Below are 21,578 nucleotides of genomic sequence, written 5' to 3' on the forward strand. Positions count from 1 at the left end.
ATGTTCATGATGCCACCCCTGTCGGTGTCGGGTTTTGGCCAGGAGCGGCAGTGGCTTCCGCGGTGATGATGTTCAGGAAGGCGCGCTCCAGATCCCGGCTGCGGCCACGTTCGGCCAATTCCGCCGGGGTGAGGTGGGCCATCAGCTGTCCGTTCCGGAGGAGCAACAGCGACGAACAGTGGGACGCCTCCTCCATGACATGGCTCGATACCAGCAGGGTTGTTCCGCTGCGGGCCATGGCAGCAAACCGGTCCCACAGTTCTGCCCGGAGTACCGGATCCAGGCCCACTGTTGGTTCATCCAGCACCAATAGGCGGGGATGCGAGACGAGTGCGCAGGCCAGCGATACGCGGCTGAACTGCCCACCGGAAAGGTCTGTTGCTTTCCGCTTGGCGAACGCTTGGAGTCCGACGGCGTCAATCGCCTCGGTGACGTCGGCCGTCGTCGCGCCGTGCATGGCGCCGAAGTACCGGACGTTCGCCTCAACGCTGAGGTCACCGTAGACACTGGCGCCCTGGGTGACGTATCCGACGTCGTGCCTGAGGGCGGTGCTCCCGGCGAGCTGTCCGAAGACCTTGACGGTGCCGCTGGTGATGCGTTGAACCCCCACGATGGCACGCATCAAGGTGGTCTTGCCGCTCCCTGAAGGGCCCAGGAGTCCGGTGATTTCCCCGGATTCCACCGTGAAGTCGAGGCCCCGGAGGATGGGCGACCGGGCGCGTGTGACATGAAGGCCCACGGCCTCGATGGCAGATGCGGATTGGGGCATGACGGCCTCCAAGGGAGCTAATTCATCAATTGATGAATTAGAGTGTGGGCCTTCTGGTGGTTGGGGTCAAGACCTGTTCCAAGCCGGGGAAATTCAGGCACCCGCTTGAAAAGGTGCTCCCGATCACATAGGTTCTTCCCAAGCCGTGTCGTTGGGGTGCGGATGGCAGAGGGGGAATTGGTGACTTTGACCTTGATGGGCGCCCTGCGCGCCAAAACCATCCGTGAGTTCGGCAATGATCAATGCTTCCCAGCCGCAGCGAATCCCGTTCCGCTGGAGGGAACGGGGAACTAGTCCCTGGACCAAGTCTGCGGCCGGCCGGCCGTTGAGCCACGCCATCACAGGATGACCAGCCTTCAGGGCCAGGGGCTTCCACATGCGATGGCGTGGCTCTTCTGTGCAGCCGGTAGATTAGTAGGCAGTTGTTTCAGCCATGCCAAAGAAACGGATAAAGCACCCGTGGTCCTTCGTCTTTCCCAGTTATTCCTGCGCACCTTGCGTGAAGATCCCGTCGACGCCGAGGTCGCCAGCCACAAACTCCTGGTCCGCGCCGGCTACATCCGCCGCGCGGCGCCCGGCATCTACACCTGGCTCCCGTTGGGCCTGAGCGTGTTGCGCAAGGTCGAGGAAATCATCCGCCAGGAAATGTCCGCGATCGGTGCCCAGGAAGTGCACTTCCCTGCGCTCCTGCCGCGTGAACCGTATGAGGCCACCAACCGCTGGACCGAATACGGCGAGGGCCTTTTCCGGCTCCAGGACCGCAAGGGCGCGGACTACCTCCTTGCACCCACGCACGAGGAAATGTTCACGCTCCTGGTGAAGGACCTGTACTCCTCCTACAAAGACCTGCCCCTGAGCCTGTACCAGATCCAGAACAAGTACCGCGACGAGGCCCGTCCCCGCGCCGGCCTCCTCCGTGGCCGCGAGTTCATCATGAAGGATTCCTACTCCTTCGACGTTGATGACGCCGGTTTGGACGCCAGCTATGCCGCCCACCGCGCCGCTTACCTGAAGATCTTCGAGCGCCTGGGCCTTGAGGTTGTTCCCGTGGCTGCCACGGCGGGCGCCATGGGCGGTTCGAAGAGCGAGGAATTCCTGTTCCCCACCGAGATCGGCGAGGACACCTTTGTTCGCTCCGCCGGCGGGTACTACGCCAACGTTGAAGCGGTCACCACGGTTGTCCCCGATGAGATTGACTTTGCCAATGCCCCGGCGGCCCGCGTTCTGGACACGCCCAACACTCCCACCATCGATACTTTGGTGGAGGCTGCCAACCAGATGGCTCCCCGCAGCGATTCCGACGGCGGCGCATGGACTGCCGCTGACACGCTCAAGAATGTGGTCCTCGCGGTGACGCTTCCCACGGGTGAGCGCCAGATTGTGGTCATCGGTGTTCCCGGGGACCGCGCTGTGGACCTCAAGCGTGTTGAAGCCAACATCGGTTCCTTCCTGCCCATTGCCGGTGAGATCGGCCTGGAAGCAGCCAATGAAGAGGACCTCAAGAAGCTGCCATGGCTGGTCAAGGGCTACATCGGTCCGGGACTGTCCCTGGAGGAGCCCGTCCTGGGCCTCGAAGCATCGTCCAAGGTGTTGTTCCTGGTTGACCCGCGGGTGGTCTCCGGTACCAGCTGGGTCACCGGCGCGAACGCCGATGGCAAGCACGTCTTCGGCCTGGTTGCCGGGCGCGACTTCGCTTGGGACGGTGTCATTGAAAGCACGGAGGTCCGTGCAGGTGACCCCGCCCCGGATGGCTCCGGTCCTCTGGAGACCGCACGCGGCATCGAAATGGGACACATCTTCCAACTTGGACGCAAGTACGCCGAGGCCCTGGACCTCAAGGTCCTGGACCAGAACGGCAAGCAGCAAGTTGTCACCATGGGTTCCTACGGTGTGGGCGTCACCCGGGCCGTCGCCGCGTTGGCGGAGGCAAACCATGATGACAAGGGCTTGGTGTGGCCGCGCTCCGTGGCGCCGGCAGATGTCCACGTAGTGGCCGTTGGCAGGGGCGAGGAGATTTTCGACACCGCCGAGCGGCTCTCCCAAGAGCTCGAGGCGGCCGGGCTGGACGTCATTTACGATGACCGTCCCAAGGTTTCCCCGGGCGTCAAGTTCGGCGACGCCGAGCTTGTGGGCGTCCCCACCATCCTGGCCGTAGGCCGCGGCTTGGTGGACGGCGTGGTGGAAATCAAGGACCGTCGCTCGTCGGAAGCGGAAAACATCGCCGTGGACAAGGCCGTGGACTACGTGGTCAACGCCGTACGCAACCGGTGATTTCAGGCTTCGAATCGATCCAGCTCACCACACTCATTTTGATTGTGGTGGCTGGATTCGCAGCCGGTTGGGTTGACGCAGTGGTGGGAGGCGGGGGGCTGATTCAGCTTCCTGCCTTGCTGCTGGTTCCCGGAATCACACCGGTCCAGGCCCTGGCCACCAACAAGATGGGATCCATCTTCGGGACCACCACCAGCACGGTGACGTATTACCGCCGGGTGGGTCCCGACCTGAAGACCGCAGTACCCATGGCTGTCATTGCCTTGGCCGGCAGCTTCGGCGGCGCAATCCTGGCTGCGTCCCTGCCGGCCAGTGTCTTCAAACCGATCATTGTGCTGGCCCTGATCGCGGTGGCCATCTTTACCGCACTAAGGCCCAGCGCCGGTGAGCTGACGGCTCTCCGTCATTCGGGCCACAAGCATTACGTTGTTGCCTGCGCCATTGGCGCCGTCATTGGTTTTTACGATGGCTTGATCGGGCCCGGCACAGGATCATTCCTGGTCATCGCTTTGGTGTCCGCCATGGGCTACGCCTTCCTGGAAGCCAGCGCCAAGGCAAAGATCGTCAACATGGCCACCAATGCAGGGGCGCTGATGTTTTTCCTCCCGCACGGCTCCCTCTTGTGGGGCGTGGGGCTGGTCCTGGGCATCGCCAACATGGCCGGCGGCTACCTTGGCGCCCGCACCGCCGTCTCCAAGGGAAGCCGTTTCGTGCGTATCGTTTTCCTGATCGTGGTGGCAGCGCTGATCGTCAAGCTCGGCATTGACGTGTGGAACGATAACTTCGCCCCCAAGGGCAACTAAGTTCCGGCCAGTGCCTTGTCAGTCCGATTCACCGGGACCGGGTAAATCGTGAGCACTGGGAAGACCCTCCAGGGTCCGACCGGCCAGGGTGCTGGCCACCCACAATGAACGGTGTCGATCGCCCGTGCGCGCCTCCGCCGTGAAGGAGAGTGCGTTCTCCACTTCCCGGGCGATGCTCCATTGGCGCGCCACCTCCGGATCAAGGCCGGCAGCGCAGCTGAAGTCGGAGCAACGCTCCCGCAGCGCCTCCGCGGGGTTGCCGGGTGGAAGGTCCGCGATGCGGTTCCACAAGATCGGCGCCACGGCGAACTCGGCTTCACCCACTTGGGGCTGCGGGTCGATTGCCACATAGGGGCTGTGCCTGGGTGACTTATCGCCGGCCGCGAGGATGTTCATGAAGTGCAGGTCCGTATGGACCAGTACGTCTTTGCCGGAGCGGCGTCCCACCGCCCCCCGGGTCTGGCAGACCTCAAGTGCCGCCTCCAGGAGCCACCGCGGGAAAGGCTGTCCCAAACGTTCCCACTCCGCGGGCAACTCATCGCTCCAGCGCTCCGCTGTGGCCGCTACGTGGTCCAGTCCCCGCCATTCGGATCGGTCATCCGGCGTGATGGAGAGCTCACGGACAATGCCGCCCCAGATGTCGCGCGCGTTCTCCAGGGACGCTTCCTGCAGCGAGGTGTCAGGGTCCAAACGTTCCAGCAGCAACGAACAATCCGAGGCATCTGCCGCAATCAGGCGCACGGCTCCGTGCCCGTCCCACAGGGTGAGCGCCTGGCGCTCCAGCAGGGCTTGGTCGTGGGGGTATGCGATCTTGAGGGCAGCGGGGTGTCCTGCGTGCAGGACCGGAATCACCAGTGCCCCATGGCCATGCCACGGTTCTTCCCCGGGGAGCAGGTCCACGGTCACGTCCCAGCGCTCAGCTGCCGCCGCCATCAGCCCAGGCAGGCTTGCCAGCCAGTCGCGCCCTGCAGAATCACGGTTGTACCGTTTGTGCAGGGCGGCCGGAATAGGGATGATCGCATGGCTGGTCACGGGCCCAGCCTAATGCCGGGAATTCGTGCCGCTCCTAGAAAACGCCGCTGGCGCCCAAAAGCGTCCCGATGGTGAAGGTTGCAGCCAACGCCAGGGCTCCGCCTATGACCACACGGACGGCAGCGCGGAGCCTGGGCGCGCCGCCTATCCATGCTCCCAAGGCTCCGGTGATTGCCAGAGCCACCAACACCGCGGCGAAGGTCAGCGGAACCCTCATGTCCGCCGGGGGCAGAAGAATGGCCAGCATGGGCAGGATTGCGCCAAGGGTGAAGGCCACTGCGGATGCCAACGCAGCGTTCCAAGGGCTGACGATGTCGTTCTCGTGGATGTTCAGTTCGGCGGAAAGATGTGCGGCCAGTGCATCGTGCTCCGTCAGTTCCTCCGCCACGGCCCGGGCTGTTGCGGGACTCAGTCCCTTGGACTCGTAGATGGCCGTCAGCTCGTCCAGTTCCTCCTCGGGCTGCTCAGCGAGTTCGAGTCGCTCTTTTTCGATCAGCGCGCGCTGGGTGTCGCTCTGGCTGCTGACGGACACGTACTCGCCCAGGGCCATGGAGATGGCACCGCCGACCAACCCGGCGGTGCCTGCGGCAAGGATGCTGCCGGTACTTGTGGTGGCGCCGGCTACACCCACCACGATCGCGGCGACGGAGACTATCCCGTCGTTGGCGCCCAGGACGCCCGCCCGCAACCAGTTGAGGCGCTGGGCCAAGTCATCGCGGTGCGGCTCGTTGTCATGCAGTGTGGCAGGTTCTGTGGAGGCCATGGATCAAGAAAAGCACCACCGTGCACACCTTGGCCAGCATGGAAAGGCTGCCCTATCCGGCTGTGGTTGCCTGGGGTGTTGCGGTACCGGCAGCCGGCAGCGGTGGCAAGGAACCGGCGTCGAGATTCATCCCCGGGAAGGCAGGCAGTGTTCCGCCCCACTGCACGGTTCGCCGGGCCGCTGACAGCAAGCCGTCCATGGCCCACTGGCGTGATGTACCGGAAGAGAATGCAACGGCATCACCAAAAACGGGCAGGGCGGCGGCCTCGACGGCGGCCAGCGAACCTGCGGGGTTGGCGGTGAACTCCTGAGGCAGCCGGTAGCCTGGCTCGCTCGCAGGGGAGTCTGCGCAGGCGGCCCGTGCCAGGTCCTCTGCCTGGCGCAGCAGGCTCTGGTGGGACTGCAGGTTCTTTGCGGCCTGGGCCGACTGCGGACCATCCAGGCGTTTCATGGCCACTTGGTACGCGTATACGGCTTCCTGTTGGGAACGCACAACGGCAGCCAGCGATGCGTCGCCGGAACGTGAATCGGCACGTGCATCGGAACCGGCATCGGATATGGGGGAGGGGGAGGCGCTGCCGGATGGGCAGGTCCAGGCAGCGGCGCCTGTTGTACCCTTGCCGGAGGCTGGAGGGTCGGGCAGCGTTACCTTCCACGCCGCAGCGAGCCTTTCCGACTCCATCAGCTGCGAGGTTCCAATCGCAGCGAGCAGGCGGGCCATCCCGCCGTCGGCTTCGCGGGCATCGGCCAGGCGCTGCCGGGCGCTGGCCGCGAGCGAGGACGCGAACGTGGACCGGGTGGTGGGGGATTCCGTTGCCGGGGGTGAAGCGGAAGACGCCGGGAGCGAGGGGGAGGGCGCCGGGGAACCAGCCGGATCAAGGAGGGCCCTGGCATGGGTTGTCAGCAATGTCACAGCGTCATCCACGGTGGCGCCTTCCGGAGCTTTTGGAGCGGCCCCTGCAAGTCCGGCTGCAGTTTCCCGAAGGCTCAGCGCGTCATGCAGGGCCGCTTCGCGGGCCATTTCGGAGAAGGGGACCGGCGCTGGATTCCCGGAATCACGCGGAATCAGGATCATTCCGGTGCCCGCCACCAGCAACGCCACGATCATCACGAGGACCAGGCGGCCCGCCGGTGGAAAGCCCCGTTTTTTGCTTCTGTCCTCGTTCACAACTCACCATCGTGTCATGCGGGAAGAGGACTCCGTGCACCAAGTTCCCGCGAAAATCGTTAGTCTAGTAGTCACAACATCATCTAGCGGGAGGCGGCGGGCAACGTGAGTGACTCGGAAGCCACGACTTCACCGGACAGTTCTGAATCGAACCCAACGTCCACCATCCACAACCCGGAAGAGAGCAGGCTCAAGGCGCTGCTTGAACCGGCCGTCCTCGCCAGCAGGCTCTACCTGGAGGATGTTTCCATCCACGTAGCGGGTTCCCATCGCGTCGTCCACGTCGTAGTGGACCTGCCGCAGGAAGAAACAGGCGGTGTCAGCCTTGACGCCATCGCAGACGTTTCACGCGGCCTGTCCGATATTCTTGACAACGACCCCAAAGACGACGGCAGGCCGTACGACCTCGAGGTTTCGTCCCCGGGAGTCAGCCGTCCGCTGACCGAGCCCCGTCACTGGCACCGCGCGCGGGGCCGCATGGCCAGGGTCAACATCATCCAGGGTGACAACCTCCTGGGCCGTATTGCCTCCGTGGGGGATGACGCCGTGACGCTGATCCCCGAGCACGAGGTCAAGAAGGGCATGAAGCCCAAGCAGGGTGATCCCATCACCATTCCTTTCGACAGGATCCGCCAAGGAAAAGTCGAGATTGAATTCAGCCACCTCCACGAGGCTGCGCTGGAAGACGAGCACAACGGACCTTCCGAGGAGGCCTAATGGATATTGACATGAGCGCACTGAGACTCCTGGAGCGTGAGCGTGAAATCCCGCTGGATCTCCTGATTCCCACCATTGAGCAGGCCTTGCTGGTGGCGTACCACAAGACGCCCGGTGCCTTTGAGAAGGCCCGCGCCGAGCTGGACCGCAAGAGCGGCCACGTGACCATCTGGGCCACCGAGATTGACGACGACGGCGAGCCCATCGGAGAGTTCGAGGACACTCCTGCAGGTTTTGGCCGCATTGCTGCAAGCACTGCGCGTCAGATCATCCTCCAGCGCCTGCGCGATGTGGAAGATGACAACGTGCTGGGCGAGTTCAAGGGCCGCGAGGGCGAGCTCGTGGCCGGCATGATCCAGCAGGGCAACAACCCGCACATGATCCAGGTCAACCTGGGTACCGTGGAGGCGCTGTTGCCGCCGCCCGAGCAGGTTCCCGGCGAGAAGTACCTCCACGGAAGCCGCTTGCGCGCATTCGTGGTGGATGTCCACCGCGGCACCAAGGGTCCTTCCATCACGCTTTCACGCTCCCACCCCGGGTTGGTGCGCAAGCTCTTTGAAATGGAAGTTCCGGAGATCGCCGACCACTCTGTGGAAATCGTGGCCCTGGCACGCGAAGCCGGACACCGCACCAAGATTGCCGTCAAGGCGAACACCCCCGGCATCAATGCCAAGGGCGCTTGCATCGGTGAGATGGGGTCGCGGGTCCGTGCCGTCATGACGGAACTCAACGACGAGAAGATCGATATTGTTGATTTCAACGAGGACCCGGCAACCTTCATTGCCAACTCGTTGTCGCCGTCGAAGGTGAATTCCGTCACCATCACGGACGAAGCCACCCGTTCAGCGCGGGTTGTTGTGCCGGATTACCAGCTTTCACTTGCCATCGGCAAGGAAGGCCAGAACGCGCGGCTCGCAGCAAAGCTGACCGGATGGCGGATCGACATCGTCTCTGACGCAGCCCCGGTGAAGGCCGAATAGCGTCCCACCCGGCGGCTCCGGCCGCCGGTCAGCCGCCGCGCGGGCGGTGCTCCCGGTTTCGGGAGTCCGCGCCCGGGGGCTAGACTAGAAAGAACCGGGCTTACCTCCGGTATCCGCGCGCCTTGGCGTGCCCCGGACTGCAAGGGCAGTTCACGGGTAGCCAGGCGCCAAAAGCACGAAGGCAGGTTGGACACGTAGTGGCTGAACTGCTGGAACGGGGCTCTGGCCCTGTTCGAACGTGTATTGGATGCCGGAAGCAAGGCTCCCGGTCCGGACTGATCCGGCTGGTCGCCCAAGGCGACAGTCCGTCCACCGTTGCGGTGGATGAACGACGCCGGCTGCCCGGCCGGGGTGCGTGGCTGCACCCCAGCGAAAAGTGCTTGGCATTGGCGATCAAGCGGCGCGCTTTTGGCAGGGCCCTCGCGGGCGCTTCCGATGCGGGTGCTGTTGAACGCTACCTGATGCCGGGCGCGCCACATGTGGAGGCCCAAGCCGCCACCGGCAAACCGTCCCAACCTGAAAGCGGGTCAGAAAACTGATGGAAACCCGATGAGTTCCCAGCGATGAGTGCGTAACGATGACAACTTTGTTGCGCTCTGCAAAGGGCCTTTCCGCCGTGCAAACGGCCGGGGCCCGCATTAAGAAGTAGACGGTTCGTGCCTGGCTCGGTGCGGACCGAGACAGGAGAAATGTGGCCAAGGTCCGCGTACATGAGCTCGCCAAAGAGCTCGGTATTACTTCCAAAGATGCAGTAACCAAACTGCAGGAATTGGGCGAATTCGTTCGCTCCGCCTCGTCAACCATCGAGGCCCCCGTCGTGAAGAAACTTCGCGACGCCTACCCCGGCGCCGGCGCTGCAAAGTCCCCCGCCCCGGCTGCTGCCCCCGCAGCAAGCCGTCCCGCAACATCTCGTCCGGCTGCTCCCGCACCCGGACCGGCAGCACCCAAGGCTCCCACTCCGGGTCCCGCTGCTCCCACTCCGGCACCGGCCGCTCCCGCAGCGTCCACCCCGGCTGCTCCTGCAGCGTCCGCCCCGGCAGCTTCGGCTCCTGCGGCGCCTGCAGCATCCACCCCGGTTTCGGCCAAGCCCGGTGCACGTCCTGCTCCCAAGGCAGAGACTCCGGCTCCGTCGCGTCAAGGTGGCCAGGCTCCCCGCCCCGGCGGCCCCCGTCCGGGCAACAACCCGTTCGCTACGTCCCAGGGCATGCCCCGCGGCCGTGGTGGCGACGGCGATCGTCCGCCGCGTCCGGGCAACAACCCGTTTGCACCGTCCCAGGGCATGCCCCGTGGCGAACGCCGCAATGATGGCGAACGCCCCGGTGGTCCGCGTCCCGCAGCTGGTGCGGGTGGACCCCGTCCCGCAGCAGGTTCCGGTGGTCCCCGTCCGGGCGCTCCGCGTCCGGGTGCACCCCGTCCGGGCGCTCCGCGTCCCGCCGGCGGTCCCGGTGGCGGAAACCGTCCTACTCCGGGCATGATGCCCAACCGCACTGAGCGTCCGGCTCCGGGTGGCGCAGGCCGTCCCGGTGGCGCAGGCCGTCCGGGTGGCGGACCGGGACGTCCCGGTGGCGCACCCGGTACAGGTACCGGTGGCGGAGCTCCCGCAGGCGGCGGCTTCGGCAAGGGTGGCCGCGGTCGCGGTGGTACCCAGGGTGCCTTCGGCAAGGGCGGCGCAGGCCGTGGCAAGCAGCGCAAGTCGAAGCGTGCAAAGCGCCAGGAACTGGAGCAGATGAGTGCTCCGTCACTTGGCGGCGTATCAGTACCCCGCGGTGACGGCGAAACCATCATCCGTCTTCGTCGTGGTTCCTCCATTACGGACTTCGCCGAGAAGATTGATGCAAACCCCGCATCGCTGGTGACCGTGCTCTTCCACCTCGGTGAGATGGCAACTGCAACGCAGTCGCTGGACGAAGACACCTTCGGCCTGCTGGGTGCTGAGCTCGGCTACAAGCTCCAGGTTGTTTCTCCGGAAGACGAAGAGCGCGAGCTCCTCGGCCAGTTCGACATCAACATCCAGGATGAACTCGACGCCGAAGGCGACGACGTCCTCGAGGCCCGTCCGCCGGTTGTTACCGTCATGGGCCACGTTGACCACGGTAAGACCCGCTTGCTTGATGCCATCCGCAACTCGAACGTTGTGGCTGACGAGCACGGTGGAATCACCCAGCACATCGGTGCTTACCAGATCAGCCACGTCCACGAGGGCAACGCCCGCGACATCACCTTCATTGACACCCCCGGTCACGAGGCCTTCACGGCCATGCGTGCCCGTGGTGCCAAGGTCACTGACATCGCCATCCTGGTGGTAGCGGCCGATGACGGTGTCATGCCGCAGACCGTTGAAGCCCTCAACCACGCCCAGGCGGCCAACGTGCCGATCGTCGTGGCCGTGAACAAGATCGACAAGGAAGGCGCCAACCCTGACAAGGTCAAGGGTCAGCTCACCGAGTACGGCCTGGTTCCCGAGGAATACGGTGGAGACACCATGTTCGTTGAGGTTTCAGCGCGCCAGAACCTCAACATCGACGAACTGATCGACGCTGTCCTGCTGACGGCCGATGCCGCACTGGATCTCCGCGCCAACCCGGACAAGGACGCTCGAGGCATCGCCATCGAAGCGAACCTTGACAAGGGCCGCGGTTCCGTTGCCACCGTGCTGGTGCAGTCCGGTACCTTGGCTGTGGGCGACACGATCGTGGCCGGTACGGCTCACGGCCGCGTCCGCGCCATGTTCGACGAGAACGGCGAGGCGCTGGACATCGCGCTGCCGTCCCGTCCGGTGCAGGTCCTCGGCCTGTCCAACGTGCCGCGTGCAGGCGACACCTTCCTGGTGACTCCTGACGAGCGTACGGCCCGCCAGATCGCTGAGAAGCGTGAAGCAGCCGACCGCAACGCAGCACTGGCCAAGCGCCGCAAGCGCATCAGCCTGGAAGACTTCGACCAGGCCGTTGCCGAAGGCAAGATCGACACCCTCAACCTCATCCTCAAGGGTGACGTGTCCGGTGCCGTGGAAGCCCTCGAAGACGCCTTGCTCAAGATCGACGTTGGCGACGACGACGTTCAGCTGCGCGTTATCCACCGCGGTGTGGGTGCCATCACGCAGAACGATGTCAACCTCGCAACGGTGGACAACGCCATCATCATCGGCTTCAACGTCAAGCCTGCTGAGCGCGTTGCCGAACTGGCTGACCGTGAAGGCGTGGACATGCGCTTCTACTCGGTCATCTACGCCGCGATCGACGACATTGAGATGGCCCTCAAGGGCATGCTCAAGCCGGAGTACGAGGAAGTCCAGCTCGGCACCGCCGAGGTCCGCGAAGTCTTCCGTTCTTCGAAGTTCGGCAACATCGCAGGCTCGATCGTCCGCTCGGGCATCATCCGCCGTAACACCAAGGCACGTGTCAGCCGCGACGGCAAGGTCATCGGTGACAACCTCACCGTTGAGACGCTCAAGCGCTTCAAGGATGACGCCACCGAAGTCCGCACCGACTTCGAGTGTGGTATTGGTCTTGGCTCCTTCAATGACATCAATGAAGGCGACATCATCGAGACCTTCGAAATGCGCGAAAAGCCGCGCGTCTAGGTTCCATGTGGTTCGGGTCCGTCGGATATCTCCGGCGGACCCGTTCCGTCCCCGTTCTACTTTCCAGGAGGAAGTCATGGCTGATCCCGCACGCGCTGCCAAGCTGGCACAGCGGATCAAGGTAGTTGTTGCCGAGGCTCTTGGCCGCAGGGTCAAGGATCCGCGCGTCGAAGCCATCACGGTCACTGACGCACGCGTCACCAATGACCTTCAGCACGCCACCATCTATTACACGGTCTTTGGTGACGAGGAAGCGCACACGGATGCTGCCAAGGCCTTGGAGAAGGCCAAGGGGGTGCTGCGGCAGGAAGTTGGCCGCAACATCACCGTTCGCCTGACCCCCACGCTCGAGTTCGTGGCCGACCAGATCCCGGTCAATGCCTCGAACCTTGAGGAACTTTTGCGTGAGGCCAAGCGTCGCGATGCCGAGGTAGCCGCCCTGGCTGCCGGGGCAAAGCCGGCCGGCGATGCCGATCCGTACAAGAGCGACGCCCCTGCCGGGGAAGACCTCGACGGCGACGACGACCGCTGAGTCCAAGGCCTTCCAGGCACGTCGTTCCACACTGAGCTGTTGCTGAAAGGCCGGCTCCCACTGACCAGATCATGGTCAGTGGGAGCCGGCCTTTTGCTGTTGGTTTTGAATGCCGGCTGGATAGGATCAAGGCATGTCGGCGCTAAATGCTCATGAGCGTGATGGTTACCTGGACCTGGCCATACGGCTGGCCGTTAAGAACGTTGCCGACGGCGGCGGCCCTTTCGGCGCCGTCGTGGTCGCTCCGGACGGATCGGTCCACGAGGGCGTCAACCGGGTGACCCGCGACTTCGACCCCACAGCGCACGCGGAAGTGGTTGCCATCCGGCGGGCCTGCGCAGCCACCAGGAGCTTCGACCTGTCTGGGTCTGTCCTGTACGCCAGTTGCGAGCCCTGCCCGCTCTGCCTCTCGGCCACCCTCTGGGCCCGCGTGGACCGCGTGTTCTTTGCGGCAGACAGGAATGGCGCAGCCCGGGCTGGATTCGATGATGCGTTGTTTTATGAGTACTTTGCGGGAACCCGGCCGGACATTCTCCCGGTGGAGCACACCCGGCGTTCGGCGTCGGAGGACCCTTTCGAGGCGTGGAAGAACCATGGTCGCCGGACGGCTTATTAGGCCTGCTGGTGGTCCCGGGAACTAAACGTTGGCTGGGAGCCTGCCGACGCCGTCGAGCAAGTCGGCCTGGTTGCCGCAGAGCGCAATCCTGATCCAGCCCTCGCCAATGGACCCGAAAGCGGTTCCCGGCGCGAAAGCCACAGCCGAGTCAGCCAGGAAACGGCGAACCCAGGTCCGGACATCCCCCTGACTGACATGCGAAACATCAGCCCACAAGTAGAACGCACCCTGAGCTCCCAGGTATGGGATGCCTTTTGCCTCCAGGACTGCCGACGCCGCGTCCCGGTTGCTGCGGTAATGGTCCCGGGCGGTGGACACGTAGTCCTGTGGTCCGGTCAGGGCCGCCAGGGCTGCGTACTGGGACGGGGACGCCACACAAGACACAATCGCTTCCATGACATTGTTCATCATGGCCTCCATCCCCGGCGGGCAGACCAGGGCGCCGATGCGAAGGCCCGTCAGTCCGTAGGTCTTCGACAACGTCAACGAGGTGAATACGCGTGCTTGTCCGGGAACGTCGCTGTCATATTTGGCAGGGCTGACGTGGGGAACGTCAAAAGTGAAGGCTTCGTAGCATTCATCAGAGATGATCCAGAGGTCGTGCTGGACCCCGAGTTCCACCAGCTGCCGGACGGAATCCGGACTGATCACGGCACCCAGCGGGTTGGAGGGCGAGTTGAGCATCAGCACCCTGGTGCGGGGGGTGATCAGGGCTTCGATGTCATCGATGTGGGGCTGGAAGTCGTTGTGCGGGTAGAGCGGATACTGCACTGGGACGGCATGAAGCAGCCTGCTGGTCATGGCAAAGGTCGGATAGCCGGGGTTGGGAATGAGGATTTCATCACCGGGGGAGAGGAGCAGGCTCATGGCGAAGTGCAGGCCCTGCTGCGCCCCGTCCACCACATACACCCGCTCTGCGCCGGTCTGAACGCCTTGTGTGGCCCTGAAGCGTGCAGCAAAAGCCTCACGAAGGGCCGGGAGGCCCGCATTGGGTGTGTAATTGGTCTCGTCGCGGTCAAGGCAAGCAATGCCGGCGTCGAGGATGTGCCGCGGGAGGGGGAAACCCGGCTCACCGATGCTCAGCACGATCGCGCCCGGGGTGGACCAAGCGGCTTCGGTGATTTCCCGGATCTGGTTTACGGGGACATCGCGGACGTGCGCGGCAAGCTCAGGCATGGGAGCCATCCTAGCCACCCATATACTGGTAAGCGTGCTTTCTGGACTGGTAATCGTTGACAAACCGCAGGGATGGACCAGCCACGATGTGGTTGGACGGATGCGGAGGCTGGCCGGTACCCGGAAAGTGGGCCACGCGGGGACGCTGGATCCCATGGCCACGGGTGTTCTGGTGCTCGGCATCAACAAGGCCACCAGGCTTCTGACCTACATTGTGGGAACCTCCAAGACCTACACCGCCACCATCAGGCTCGGCGAAGCCACCATTACGGACGATGCCGAGGGCGAGGTCACCGAGGCCCGCAGTGCCGCGGACGTCACCGATGAGGCCATTGCCGCCGGCGTCGCCGAATTGACCGGTCCCATCCAGCAGGTCCCCAGCAGTGTGAGCGCCATCAAGGTCAACGGTGAGCGGTCCTACGCCAGGGTCCGTTCCGGCGAGGAAGTCAAGCTTGCGGCCCGGCCGGTAACCATCCACCGTTTTGAGGTCCATGCCATCAGGAGGCCCGACGGCGGGCGGGTGGTTGACGTTGACGTCACCGTGGAATGTTCTTCCGGAACCTACATCAGGGCTTTGGCGCGTGACCTCGGGAACGGGCTCGACGTCGGCGGCCACCTGACGGCTCTCCGACGGACCCAGGTTGGGCCATACTCCCTGGATCAGGCCAGGACGTTGGAGGAGCTCGCAGAAGAACTCCAGGTCCTGGACATGTCCCTCGCAGCACGGGCGCTGATGCCCAACCGCGAACTGAGTGAGGAAGAAGCAATCGAGATCTCCTTTGGCCGCCGGATCGCGGCAGGCGTACCTGCAGGCGGCCCCGGCGCGGCAACGGCGGACAACCCGGCCGCAGCCTTCGCCCCGTCGGGAGAACTGGTGGCACTGCTGGCTGACTCCGGCACCCATGCGAAACCCGTGCTGGTCTTTGCCCCCGGAACAGGGCAGGGGAAGTAAGCATGGATGGCTATTTCTACGCCCTGCTGATTGTCGGGTTGGTGTCAACGCTCATGTGCCTGGTGGCGGGCTTGATGAAGAAGGCTCCCAACGATCCCACCATCCTTTCGGTGCTGGCAGTTGAAGTGGTGCTGGTGGTCTACTTGGTGGGCTCGATCGTCCGGGTCATCATGGGGGAGCAGATTGCCGGAGAGCCGTGGGAGTTCTGGGGATACCTGATCACAGCGTTGATGATCCCGCTGGGAGCGGTCTATTGGGCCATCCTTGAGCGGACCCGGTGGAGCAACTTTGTCCTCGCAGCTGTGGGTATCACGGTCTTCGTGATGGGCGCCCGCATGAACCAGATTTGGTACTGACCGTGAAAGAAGAACCCAAAGTGACTGGAACCGACACCACCCCGGAACCCCGGACCGATACCCGCAACACCGGACCCGGCAGGCTGTTGATCGCGGTCTATGCAGTATTCGCCTTGTCCGCCACTGCCCGGGCGGGCTACCAAATTGCCACCAAGTTTACTGAAGCACCGCTGGCGCATGTTCTGTCTGCCTTTGCCGCGATTGTCTACATTGTGGCCACCGTGTCCCTGGCCAAGCCCGGACGCACGTGGTTCAAAGTATCCGTGGCCGCTGTCCTGACCGAGCTTGTTGGTGTCCTGGTGGTGGGCGCGCTCAGCCTCTTCGATCCCGTGGCCTTCCCACACGACACCGTATGGTCGCTGTTTGGACGCGGCTACGGCTTTGTCCCCTTGGTGCTGCCCATCCTGGGGCTGTTGTGGCTGAACAAGCGACGCCCGTCCTGAGCTCTGCGTCCATGCGGGTAACCTTAGAATGTTCCGGCGCCGGGAGGTTGCCGGGCGCAACGAACATCTGCAGTGTAAGGCGAGGTTGATGGTTCACATCTGGCACGATCCCACCGAAGTCCCCGGGGACTTTGGACCCACTGCCGTCACCATTGGGAACTTTGACGGCGTCCACAGGGGCCACCAGCATGTCCTCAACCAGCTGACGGATGCGGCGTCCCGGCACGGTATCCGCTCTGTCGCAGTCACGTTCGATCCCCACCCGGCCCAGGTGCATCGTCCTGATGCTGCACCGGAACTGATCATGGGGCTCGACGACAAACTCGACGCACTCGGCCACGCAGGCGTGGACGCAGTGCTGGTCATGAACTACACGCTGGACCTGGCCGCCATGACGCCGGAAGAGTTCGTCCGGGTTGTCCTGGTGGACGGACTCCACGCCACGGAGGTTGTGGTGGGTCACGATCTCCGGTTCGGTACCGGAAACTCCGGTGACGTCACCACCATGCAGGAACTGGGCCAACGGCTGGGCTTCGGTGTGCAGGTGGTCAATGAGTACGGTGCCGGTGGCTCTCCGGCAGATGACGACGACGACCGCCGCTGCTCCTCCACCTGGGTGCGGGAAGCCCTGTCCGAGGGGGACGTGGTCACGGCCGCGGAGGTTCTGGGCCGGCCACACCGGATGCGTGGCGAAGTGGTGCACGGGGCAGCCCGTGGACGCGATCTTGGATTCCCCACCGCAAACCTGTCTCCGGATTCCACCGGCTACGTTCCTGCTGACGGAATCTACGCCGGATGGCTGATTGACCAGTCCGGGACCCGATGGCCGGCCGCCATTTCCGTCGGATCAAATCCCACTTTCGACGGCGTGAGCCGTCAGGTGGAAGCGCACGTCATAGACCGTCCGGAAGAAAACGTCGAAGATTTCAACCTCTACGGACAGAAGATCGCGGTGGAATTCACCCAGCGGCTCAGGGGCATGGTTGCCTACCGGGGGCCCGAAGCCTTGGTGGAGCAAATGTGCCTTGACGTGGCCCAGGCGCATGAGCTCCTGGCGGGCCGGGCAGGGCATTTCGACAACACAGCGGACCTGCCGGTAAACTGAAACTTGGTTCCGGCCGCAGTCCGTGGCAGCTGGACCTGTTTTGTGTGTGGCAACGCACCCAGGGCAACCCGTCAGCGAGGTGCTGCATGGGACGCACGGCACAACTCTAGGAGTTCACGTGGCACTTGACGCCGCTGTAAAGCAGTCCATCATCAAGGAATACGCAACCACTGAAGGCGACACCGGTTCACCCGAGGTCCAGGTTGCCGTCCTGACCCAGCGGATCAAAGATCTGACTGAGCACATGAAGGAGCACAAGCACGACTTCCACACCCAGCGCGGTCTGCTGGCCATGGTTGGTCGTCGCAAGCGCATGCTTTCCTACTTGAAGAACACTGACATCGCCCGCTACCGTGCGCTCATCGAGCGTCTCGGCCTGCGCCGCTAGTCTGCTTTTTGGGGCGGCCCGGTCCTGTCCGGAACGGGCCGCCTTCTTTACCAACAACTAAAAACAGGAATCAACCGCATCGCGCATTCGCGGTCCTCGGTAGTGATTCCCGGGAAGGTCATCTTGGACGATGGCGCCCGTGGATCTCGATCGATGACCGGGTGTAGTACAGGCCGGAAGTAAAGAGGCGGCCTGGGTTGATGCGGCGGATCTCCGCTAACAGAAACGGAGGTGACTCTCTATGGAGGGTCCCGAAATCCAGTTCTCCGAAGCCATTATCGACAACGGTCGTTTCGGCAAGCGCGTCATTCGCTTCGAAACCGGCCGCCTTGCCAAGCAGGCAGCCGGCGCCTCGATGGTTTACATCGATGACGACACCGCACTGCTCTCCGCAACCACCGCAGGCAAGCAGCCGCGCGAAGGTTTCGACTTCTTCCCGCTGACGGTTGACGTCGAAGAGCGCATGTACGCTGCCGGACGCATCCCGGGCTCGTTCTTCCGCCGCGAAGGCCGTCCCTCGACGGAAGCCATCCTGGCTTGCCGCCTGATGGACCGCCCGCTGCGCCCCGCCTTCGTCAAGGGCCTGCGCAACGAGGTCCAGATCGTCGTGACCGTTCTTGCGATCAACCCGGACGAACTGTACGACGTCGTTGCCATCAACGCTTCGTCCATGTCCACCCAGCTTTCCGGTCTTCCGTTCTCCGGCCCCATCGGCGGCGTCCGCGTTGCCCTCATCGCTGATGAGCACGGTTCGCAGTGGGTTGCTTTCCCCAAGCACTCCCAGCTGGAAAACGCCGTCTTCAACATGGTCGTTGCCGGCCGCGTTACCGGTGACGACGTCGCCATCATGATGGTTGAAGCCGAAGCCACGGACAACTCCTGGAACCTCATCAAGGAACAGGGCGCCACCGCTCCCACCGAAGAGGTTGTCTCCGAGGGCCTCGAGGCCGCCAAGCCGTTCATCAAGGCTCTCTGCGATGCACAGGCAGACCTGGCCGGCCGCGCAGCCAAGCCGACGGTTGAATTCCCCGTCTTCCTTGATTACCAGGATGACGTCTACGCAGCAGTGGAAGCCGCAGCAGCAGACAAGCTGGCAGCAGTCTTCCAGATTGCTGACAAGCAGGACCGCGACAACGCCTCCGATCAGCTCAAGGACGAAGTCCTTAGCTCGCTCGCCGGGCAGTTCGAGGGACGCGAGAAGGAGCTTTCCGCAGCCTTCCGCTCCGTCACCAAGCACGTTGTCCGCCAGCGCATCCTGAAGGACCAGGTCCGCATCGACGGCCGTGGCCTGACGGACATCCGCCAGCTGACCGCCGAGGTAGAGGTTCTGCCGCGCGTTCACGGTTCCGCGATCTTCGAGCGCGGCGAAACCCAGATCATGGGTGTCACCACGCTGAACATGCTCAAGATGGAGCAGCAGATCGACTCGTTGTCGCCGGTAACGCGCAAGCGCTACATGCACAACTACAACTTCCCGCCGTACTCCACCGGTGAGACCGGCCGCGTTGGTTCCCCCAAGCGCCGCGAAATCGGACACGGTGCCCTCGCAGAACGCGCCCTGGTGCCGGTTCTGCCCACCCGTGAAGAATTCCCGTACGCCATCCGCCAGGTATCCGAGGCACTGAGCTCCAACGGCTCCACGTCCATGGGTTCCGTGTGTGCATCCACGCTGTCCATGCTGAACGCCGGTGTGCCGCTGAAGGCAGCTGTTGCCGGTATCGCCATGGGCCTGGTTTCCGACCAGGTTGACGGCCAGACCCGCTACGCAGCGCTCACCGACATCCTCGGTGCCGAAGACGCCTTCGGTGACATGGACTTCAAGGTCGCCGGTACGTCCGAGTTCGTCACAGCCATACAGCTGGACACCAAGCTCGACGGTATTCCCGCCTCCGTGCTGGCAGCAGCACTGAAGCAGGCCCGCGAAGCACGCCTGCACATCCTCGAGGTCATCAACTCTGCAATCGACACTCCGGATGAGCTCTCCGAGTTCGCTCCGCGCGTCATCGCAGTCAAGATCCCCGTGGACAAGATCGGCGAGGTCATTGGCCCCAAGGGCAAAATGATCAACCAGATCCAGGAAGACACTGGCGCGGACATCTCCATCGAAGATGACGGCACTGTCTACATTGGCGCCACCAACGGTCCGTCTGCCGATGCCGCACGCTCCGCGATCAACGCCATTGCCAACCCGCAGGTTCCGGAAATCGGCGAGCGTTACTTGGGTACGGTCGTCAAGACCACCACCTTCGGTGCTTTCGTTTCCCTCACCCCGGGCAAGGATGGCCTGCTGCACATCTCCGAGCTCCGCAAGCTGGCCAATGGCAAGCGCGTGGACAACGTTGATGACGTCGTTTCCGTGGGCCAGAAGGTCCAGGTCGAGATCACCAAGATCGATGACCGCGGCAAGCTCTCCCTCTCCCCGGTAGTGGCCGAGGAAGAAGGCGCAGCCGACCAGGACGCTCCGGCCGAGGCCGCGGAAGAGTCCGCAGAGTAGTCTGTCAGCAGTACACCCGGCGGGGCCGGTGGGCTTGAAAAAGCTCCACCGGCCCTTCCGGCCTTAACCCGAAAGGCCTTAATGACTGTCGTACCCTTGCCGTTGAAGCAGACCCTGCCCGGTGGCGAATTGATCCACGGCGCCGAGGGCGGCTCCGTAGTTCGACGCTCCGTCCTGCCTGGCGGCGTACGTGTGCTCACCGAAGCGATGCCGGGCCAGCGCTCTGCGACCATCGGATTCTGGGTTGCTGTTGGTTCCCGTGACGAGGCCGACGGCCAGCACGGCTCCACGCACTTCCTGGAGCACCTGCTGTTCAAGGGCACCAAACGGCGTACGGCACTGGAAATCGCGTCCGCATTTGACGAGGTAGGCGGCGAGTCCAACGCTGCAACGGCCAAGGAGAGCACCTGCTACTTTGCCCGGGTGCTTGATACCGATCTGCCCATGGCGATTGACGTGATTGCTGACATGATCACCGGCGCCGTCCTGGATCCCCAGGAGCTGGAGCAGGAGCGGGACGTGATCCTGGAGGAAATCGCCATGGACAGCGACGACCCCACTGATGTTGCACACGAGAAGTTCGTTGCCGCTGTGCTGGGAGACCACCCCCTGGCCCGTCCCATCGGCGGAACCCCTGCCGCGATCAAGGCTGTTGCCAGGGATTCTGTCTGGGAGCACTACCAACGGTATTACCGGCCGGAAGAGCTGGTGATCACTGCCGCAGGCGGACTGGACCACGACGACGTCTGCCGGCAGGTGCTTGACGCCTTGACTGCCGCCGGCTGGAACCTGGACGCCGATGCGGAACCCGTGAACCGCCGGCAAACGGACCGGGCCGTCATCACCGGCACTTCAGGACTCCACGTGGTGAAACGGCCTGTTGAGCAGGCCAACATCATCGTGGGCTGCCCCACGATAGTTGCCACCGACGACCGGCGTTTTGTCATGAGCGTCCTGAACGCGGTCCTGGGTGGCGGAATGTCCTCCAGGCTCTTCCAGGAGATCCGGGAGAAGCGCGGGCTGGTGTACTCCACGTACTCCTTCACTGCTGCCTATGCGGACGCCGGCTACTTTGGCATGTACGCAGGCTGCACGCCATCCAAGGTCCGCCAGGTCCTCGAACTTCTGGGAGTCGAGCTGGACAAGCTTGCCCAGGATGGGATCACCGAAGAAGAACTCAGGAAAGCCGTGGGTCAGCTCAGCGGCGGTATCGTCCTTGCCCTGGAGGACACGGGCTCGCGCATGTCGCGGTTGGGCCGTGCCGAGCTGGTCTCGGGCGAGTTCCAGGACATTGACGAGACCCTGGCCCGCATCCAGGCAGTCACCGTGGATGACGTGCGTGAACTGGCCCGGGAACTCGCGGCCGCGCCACGGACCATCACCGTTGTGGGACCGTTCGAAGAAACGGAAACGTTCGGCCTTTAGGGCTTTCG

General features: G+C 63.8%; 20 protein-coding genes. 15 read left to right on the forward strand and 5 right to left on the reverse strand.

The window, feature by feature from the left end; genetic code table 11:
- Positions 1–4: 4 nt before the first annotated feature.
- Positions 5–769 (reverse strand): ABC transporter ATP-binding protein, encoded by a 765-nt coding sequence (locus tag JOE60_RS06750; RefSeq protein ID WP_167264855.1) that lies wholly within the window; start codon positions 767–769, stop codon positions 5–7.
- Between the two features lie 459 nt (positions 770–1,228).
- Here JOE60_RS06750 and JOE60_RS06755 point away from each other — a divergent pair, with 459 nt between their 5' ends.
- Together JOE60_RS06755 and JOE60_RS06760 are read left to right on the forward strand one after the other, a co-directional pair.
- On the forward strand, positions 1,229–3,040 hold the full coding sequence (locus JOE60_RS06755; protein WP_167264856.1) for a proline--tRNA ligase: 1,812 nt from the start codon (positions 1,229–1,231) through the stop codon (positions 3,038–3,040).
- Positions 3,037–3,843, forward strand: a complete 807-nt coding sequence (locus JOE60_RS06760; protein WP_167264857.1) for a sulfite exporter TauE/SafE family protein — start codon at positions 3,037–3,039, stop codon at positions 3,841–3,843. The genes JOE60_RS06755 and JOE60_RS06760 overlap by 4 nt, the downstream gene beginning before the upstream one ends.
- An 18-nt stretch (positions 3,844–3,861) precedes the next feature.
- Here the strand turns inward: JOE60_RS06760 and JOE60_RS06765 are convergent, their stop codons facing one another.
- From JOE60_RS06765 to JOE60_RS06775, 3 genes are read right to left on the reverse strand one after another with little or no spacing between them, the layout of a single operon-like run.
- Complete coding sequence (locus tag JOE60_RS06765) at positions 3,862–4,875, reverse strand: aminoglycoside phosphotransferase family protein (protein WP_338112537.1); 1,014 nt, start codon at positions 4,873–4,875, stop codon at positions 3,862–3,864.
- A gap of 34 nt (positions 4,876–4,909) precedes the next feature.
- On the reverse strand, positions 4,910–5,638 hold the full coding sequence (locus JOE60_RS06770; RefSeq protein ID WP_167264858.1) for a VIT1/CCC1 transporter family protein: 729 nt from the start codon (positions 5,636–5,638) through the stop codon (positions 4,910–4,912).
- A gap of 52 nt (positions 5,639–5,690) precedes the next feature.
- Entirely contained in the window at positions 5,691–6,806 is a 1,116-nt protein-coding gene (locus tag JOE60_RS06775) for a DUF4439 domain-containing protein (RefSeq protein WP_338112538.1), read from the reverse strand.
- Positions 6,807–6,911: 105 nt separating this feature from the next.
- Between JOE60_RS06775 and JOE60_RS06780 the strand changes: the two genes are divergently transcribed.
- The 6 genes from JOE60_RS06780 to JOE60_RS06805 all read left to right on the forward strand — a co-directional run bounded on the left by JOE60_RS06780 (position 6,912) and on the right by JOE60_RS06805 (position 13,231).
- Positions 6,912–7,523, forward strand: coding sequence for a ribosome maturation factor RimP (locus tag JOE60_RS06780; RefSeq protein ID WP_167264859.1), 612 nt, complete (start codon positions 6,912–6,914; stop codon positions 7,521–7,523).
- On the forward strand, positions 7,523–8,503 hold the full coding sequence (nusA, locus tag JOE60_RS06785) for a transcription termination factor NusA (protein WP_167264860.1): 981 nt from the start codon (positions 7,523–7,525) through the stop codon (positions 8,501–8,503). Before JOE60_RS06780 ends, nusA begins: the two co-directional genes overlap by 1 nt.
- Positions 8,504–8,700: 197 nt before the next feature.
- Entirely contained in the window at positions 8,701–9,042 is a 342-nt protein-coding gene (locus JOE60_RS06790; protein WP_167264861.1) for a DUF448 domain-containing protein, read from the forward strand.
- A 152-nt stretch (positions 9,043–9,194) separates the two neighbouring features.
- Entirely contained in the window at positions 9,195–12,083 is a 2,889-nt protein-coding gene (gene infB, locus JOE60_RS06795; RefSeq protein ID WP_167264862.1) for a translation initiation factor IF-2, read from the forward strand.
- A gap of 76 nt (positions 12,084–12,159) precedes the next feature.
- The gene (gene rbfA / locus JOE60_RS06800; protein ID WP_167264863.1) at positions 12,160–12,615 is read left to right on the forward strand and encodes a 30S ribosome-binding factor RbfA; all 456 of its coding nucleotides are present in this window, start codon (positions 12,160–12,162) and stop codon (positions 12,613–12,615) included.
- Positions 12,616–12,748: 133 nt separating this feature from the next.
- On the forward strand, positions 12,749–13,231 hold the full coding sequence (locus tag JOE60_RS06805; RefSeq protein WP_167264864.1) for a nucleoside deaminase: 483 nt from the start codon (positions 12,749–12,751) through the stop codon (positions 13,229–13,231).
- Between the two features lie 21 nt (positions 13,232–13,252).
- On the opposite strand, the gene JOE60_RS06810 is transcribed toward JOE60_RS06805, so the two are convergent.
- Complete coding sequence (locus tag JOE60_RS06810; RefSeq protein WP_204814860.1) at positions 13,253–14,407, reverse strand: pyridoxal phosphate-dependent aminotransferase; 1,155 nt, start codon at positions 14,405–14,407, stop codon at positions 13,253–13,255.
- Between the two features lie 34 nt (positions 14,408–14,441).
- On the opposite strand from JOE60_RS06810, the gene truB reads away from it, so the two are divergent.
- The 7 genes from truB (at position 14,442) to JOE60_RS06845 (ending at position 21,570) form a co-directional block, all read left to right on the forward strand.
- A complete protein-coding gene (gene truB, locus JOE60_RS06815; protein WP_204814861.1) occupies positions 14,442–15,359 on the forward strand; it encodes a tRNA pseudouridine(55) synthase TruB in 918 nt (305 codons plus the stop codon).
- Positions 15,360–15,361: 2 nt separating this feature from the next.
- Positions 15,362–15,715 (forward strand): hypothetical protein, encoded by a 354-nt coding sequence (locus JOE60_RS06820; protein ID WP_167264867.1) that lies wholly within the window; start codon positions 15,362–15,364, stop codon positions 15,713–15,715.
- 2 nt (positions 15,716–15,717) lie between these two features.
- A complete protein-coding gene (locus tag JOE60_RS06825) occupies positions 15,718–16,158 on the forward strand; it encodes a hypothetical protein (RefSeq protein ID WP_167264868.1) in 441 nt (146 codons plus the stop codon).
- Positions 16,159–16,246: 88 nt separating this feature from the next.
- A complete protein-coding gene (locus JOE60_RS06830; protein WP_167264869.1) occupies positions 16,247–17,263 on the forward strand; it encodes a bifunctional riboflavin kinase/FAD synthetase in 1,017 nt (338 codons plus the stop codon).
- A 118-nt stretch (positions 17,264–17,381) separates the two neighbouring features.
- Positions 17,382–17,651, forward strand: a complete 270-nt coding sequence (rpsO, locus tag JOE60_RS06835) for a 30S ribosomal protein S15 (protein ID WP_011774281.1) — start codon at positions 17,382–17,384, stop codon at positions 17,649–17,651.
- A gap of 241 nt (positions 17,652–17,892) precedes the next feature.
- Positions 17,893–20,145: a polyribonucleotide nucleotidyltransferase gene (locus tag JOE60_RS06840; RefSeq protein ID WP_167264870.1), complete on the forward strand. Its 2,253-nt coding sequence runs from the start codon at positions 17,893–17,895 to the stop codon at positions 20,143–20,145.
- An 81-nt stretch (positions 20,146–20,226) separates the two neighbouring features.
- Positions 20,227–21,570, forward strand: a complete 1,344-nt coding sequence (locus JOE60_RS06845) for a M16 family metallopeptidase (RefSeq protein ID WP_167264871.1) — start codon at positions 20,227–20,229, stop codon at positions 21,568–21,570.
- Positions 21,571–21,578: the final 8 nt, after the last annotated feature.

Source organism: Paenarthrobacter ilicis (assembly GCF_016907545.1).
GTDB classification, from domain to species: Bacteria; Actinomycetota; Actinomycetes; order Actinomycetales; family Micrococcaceae; genus Arthrobacter; species Arthrobacter ilicis.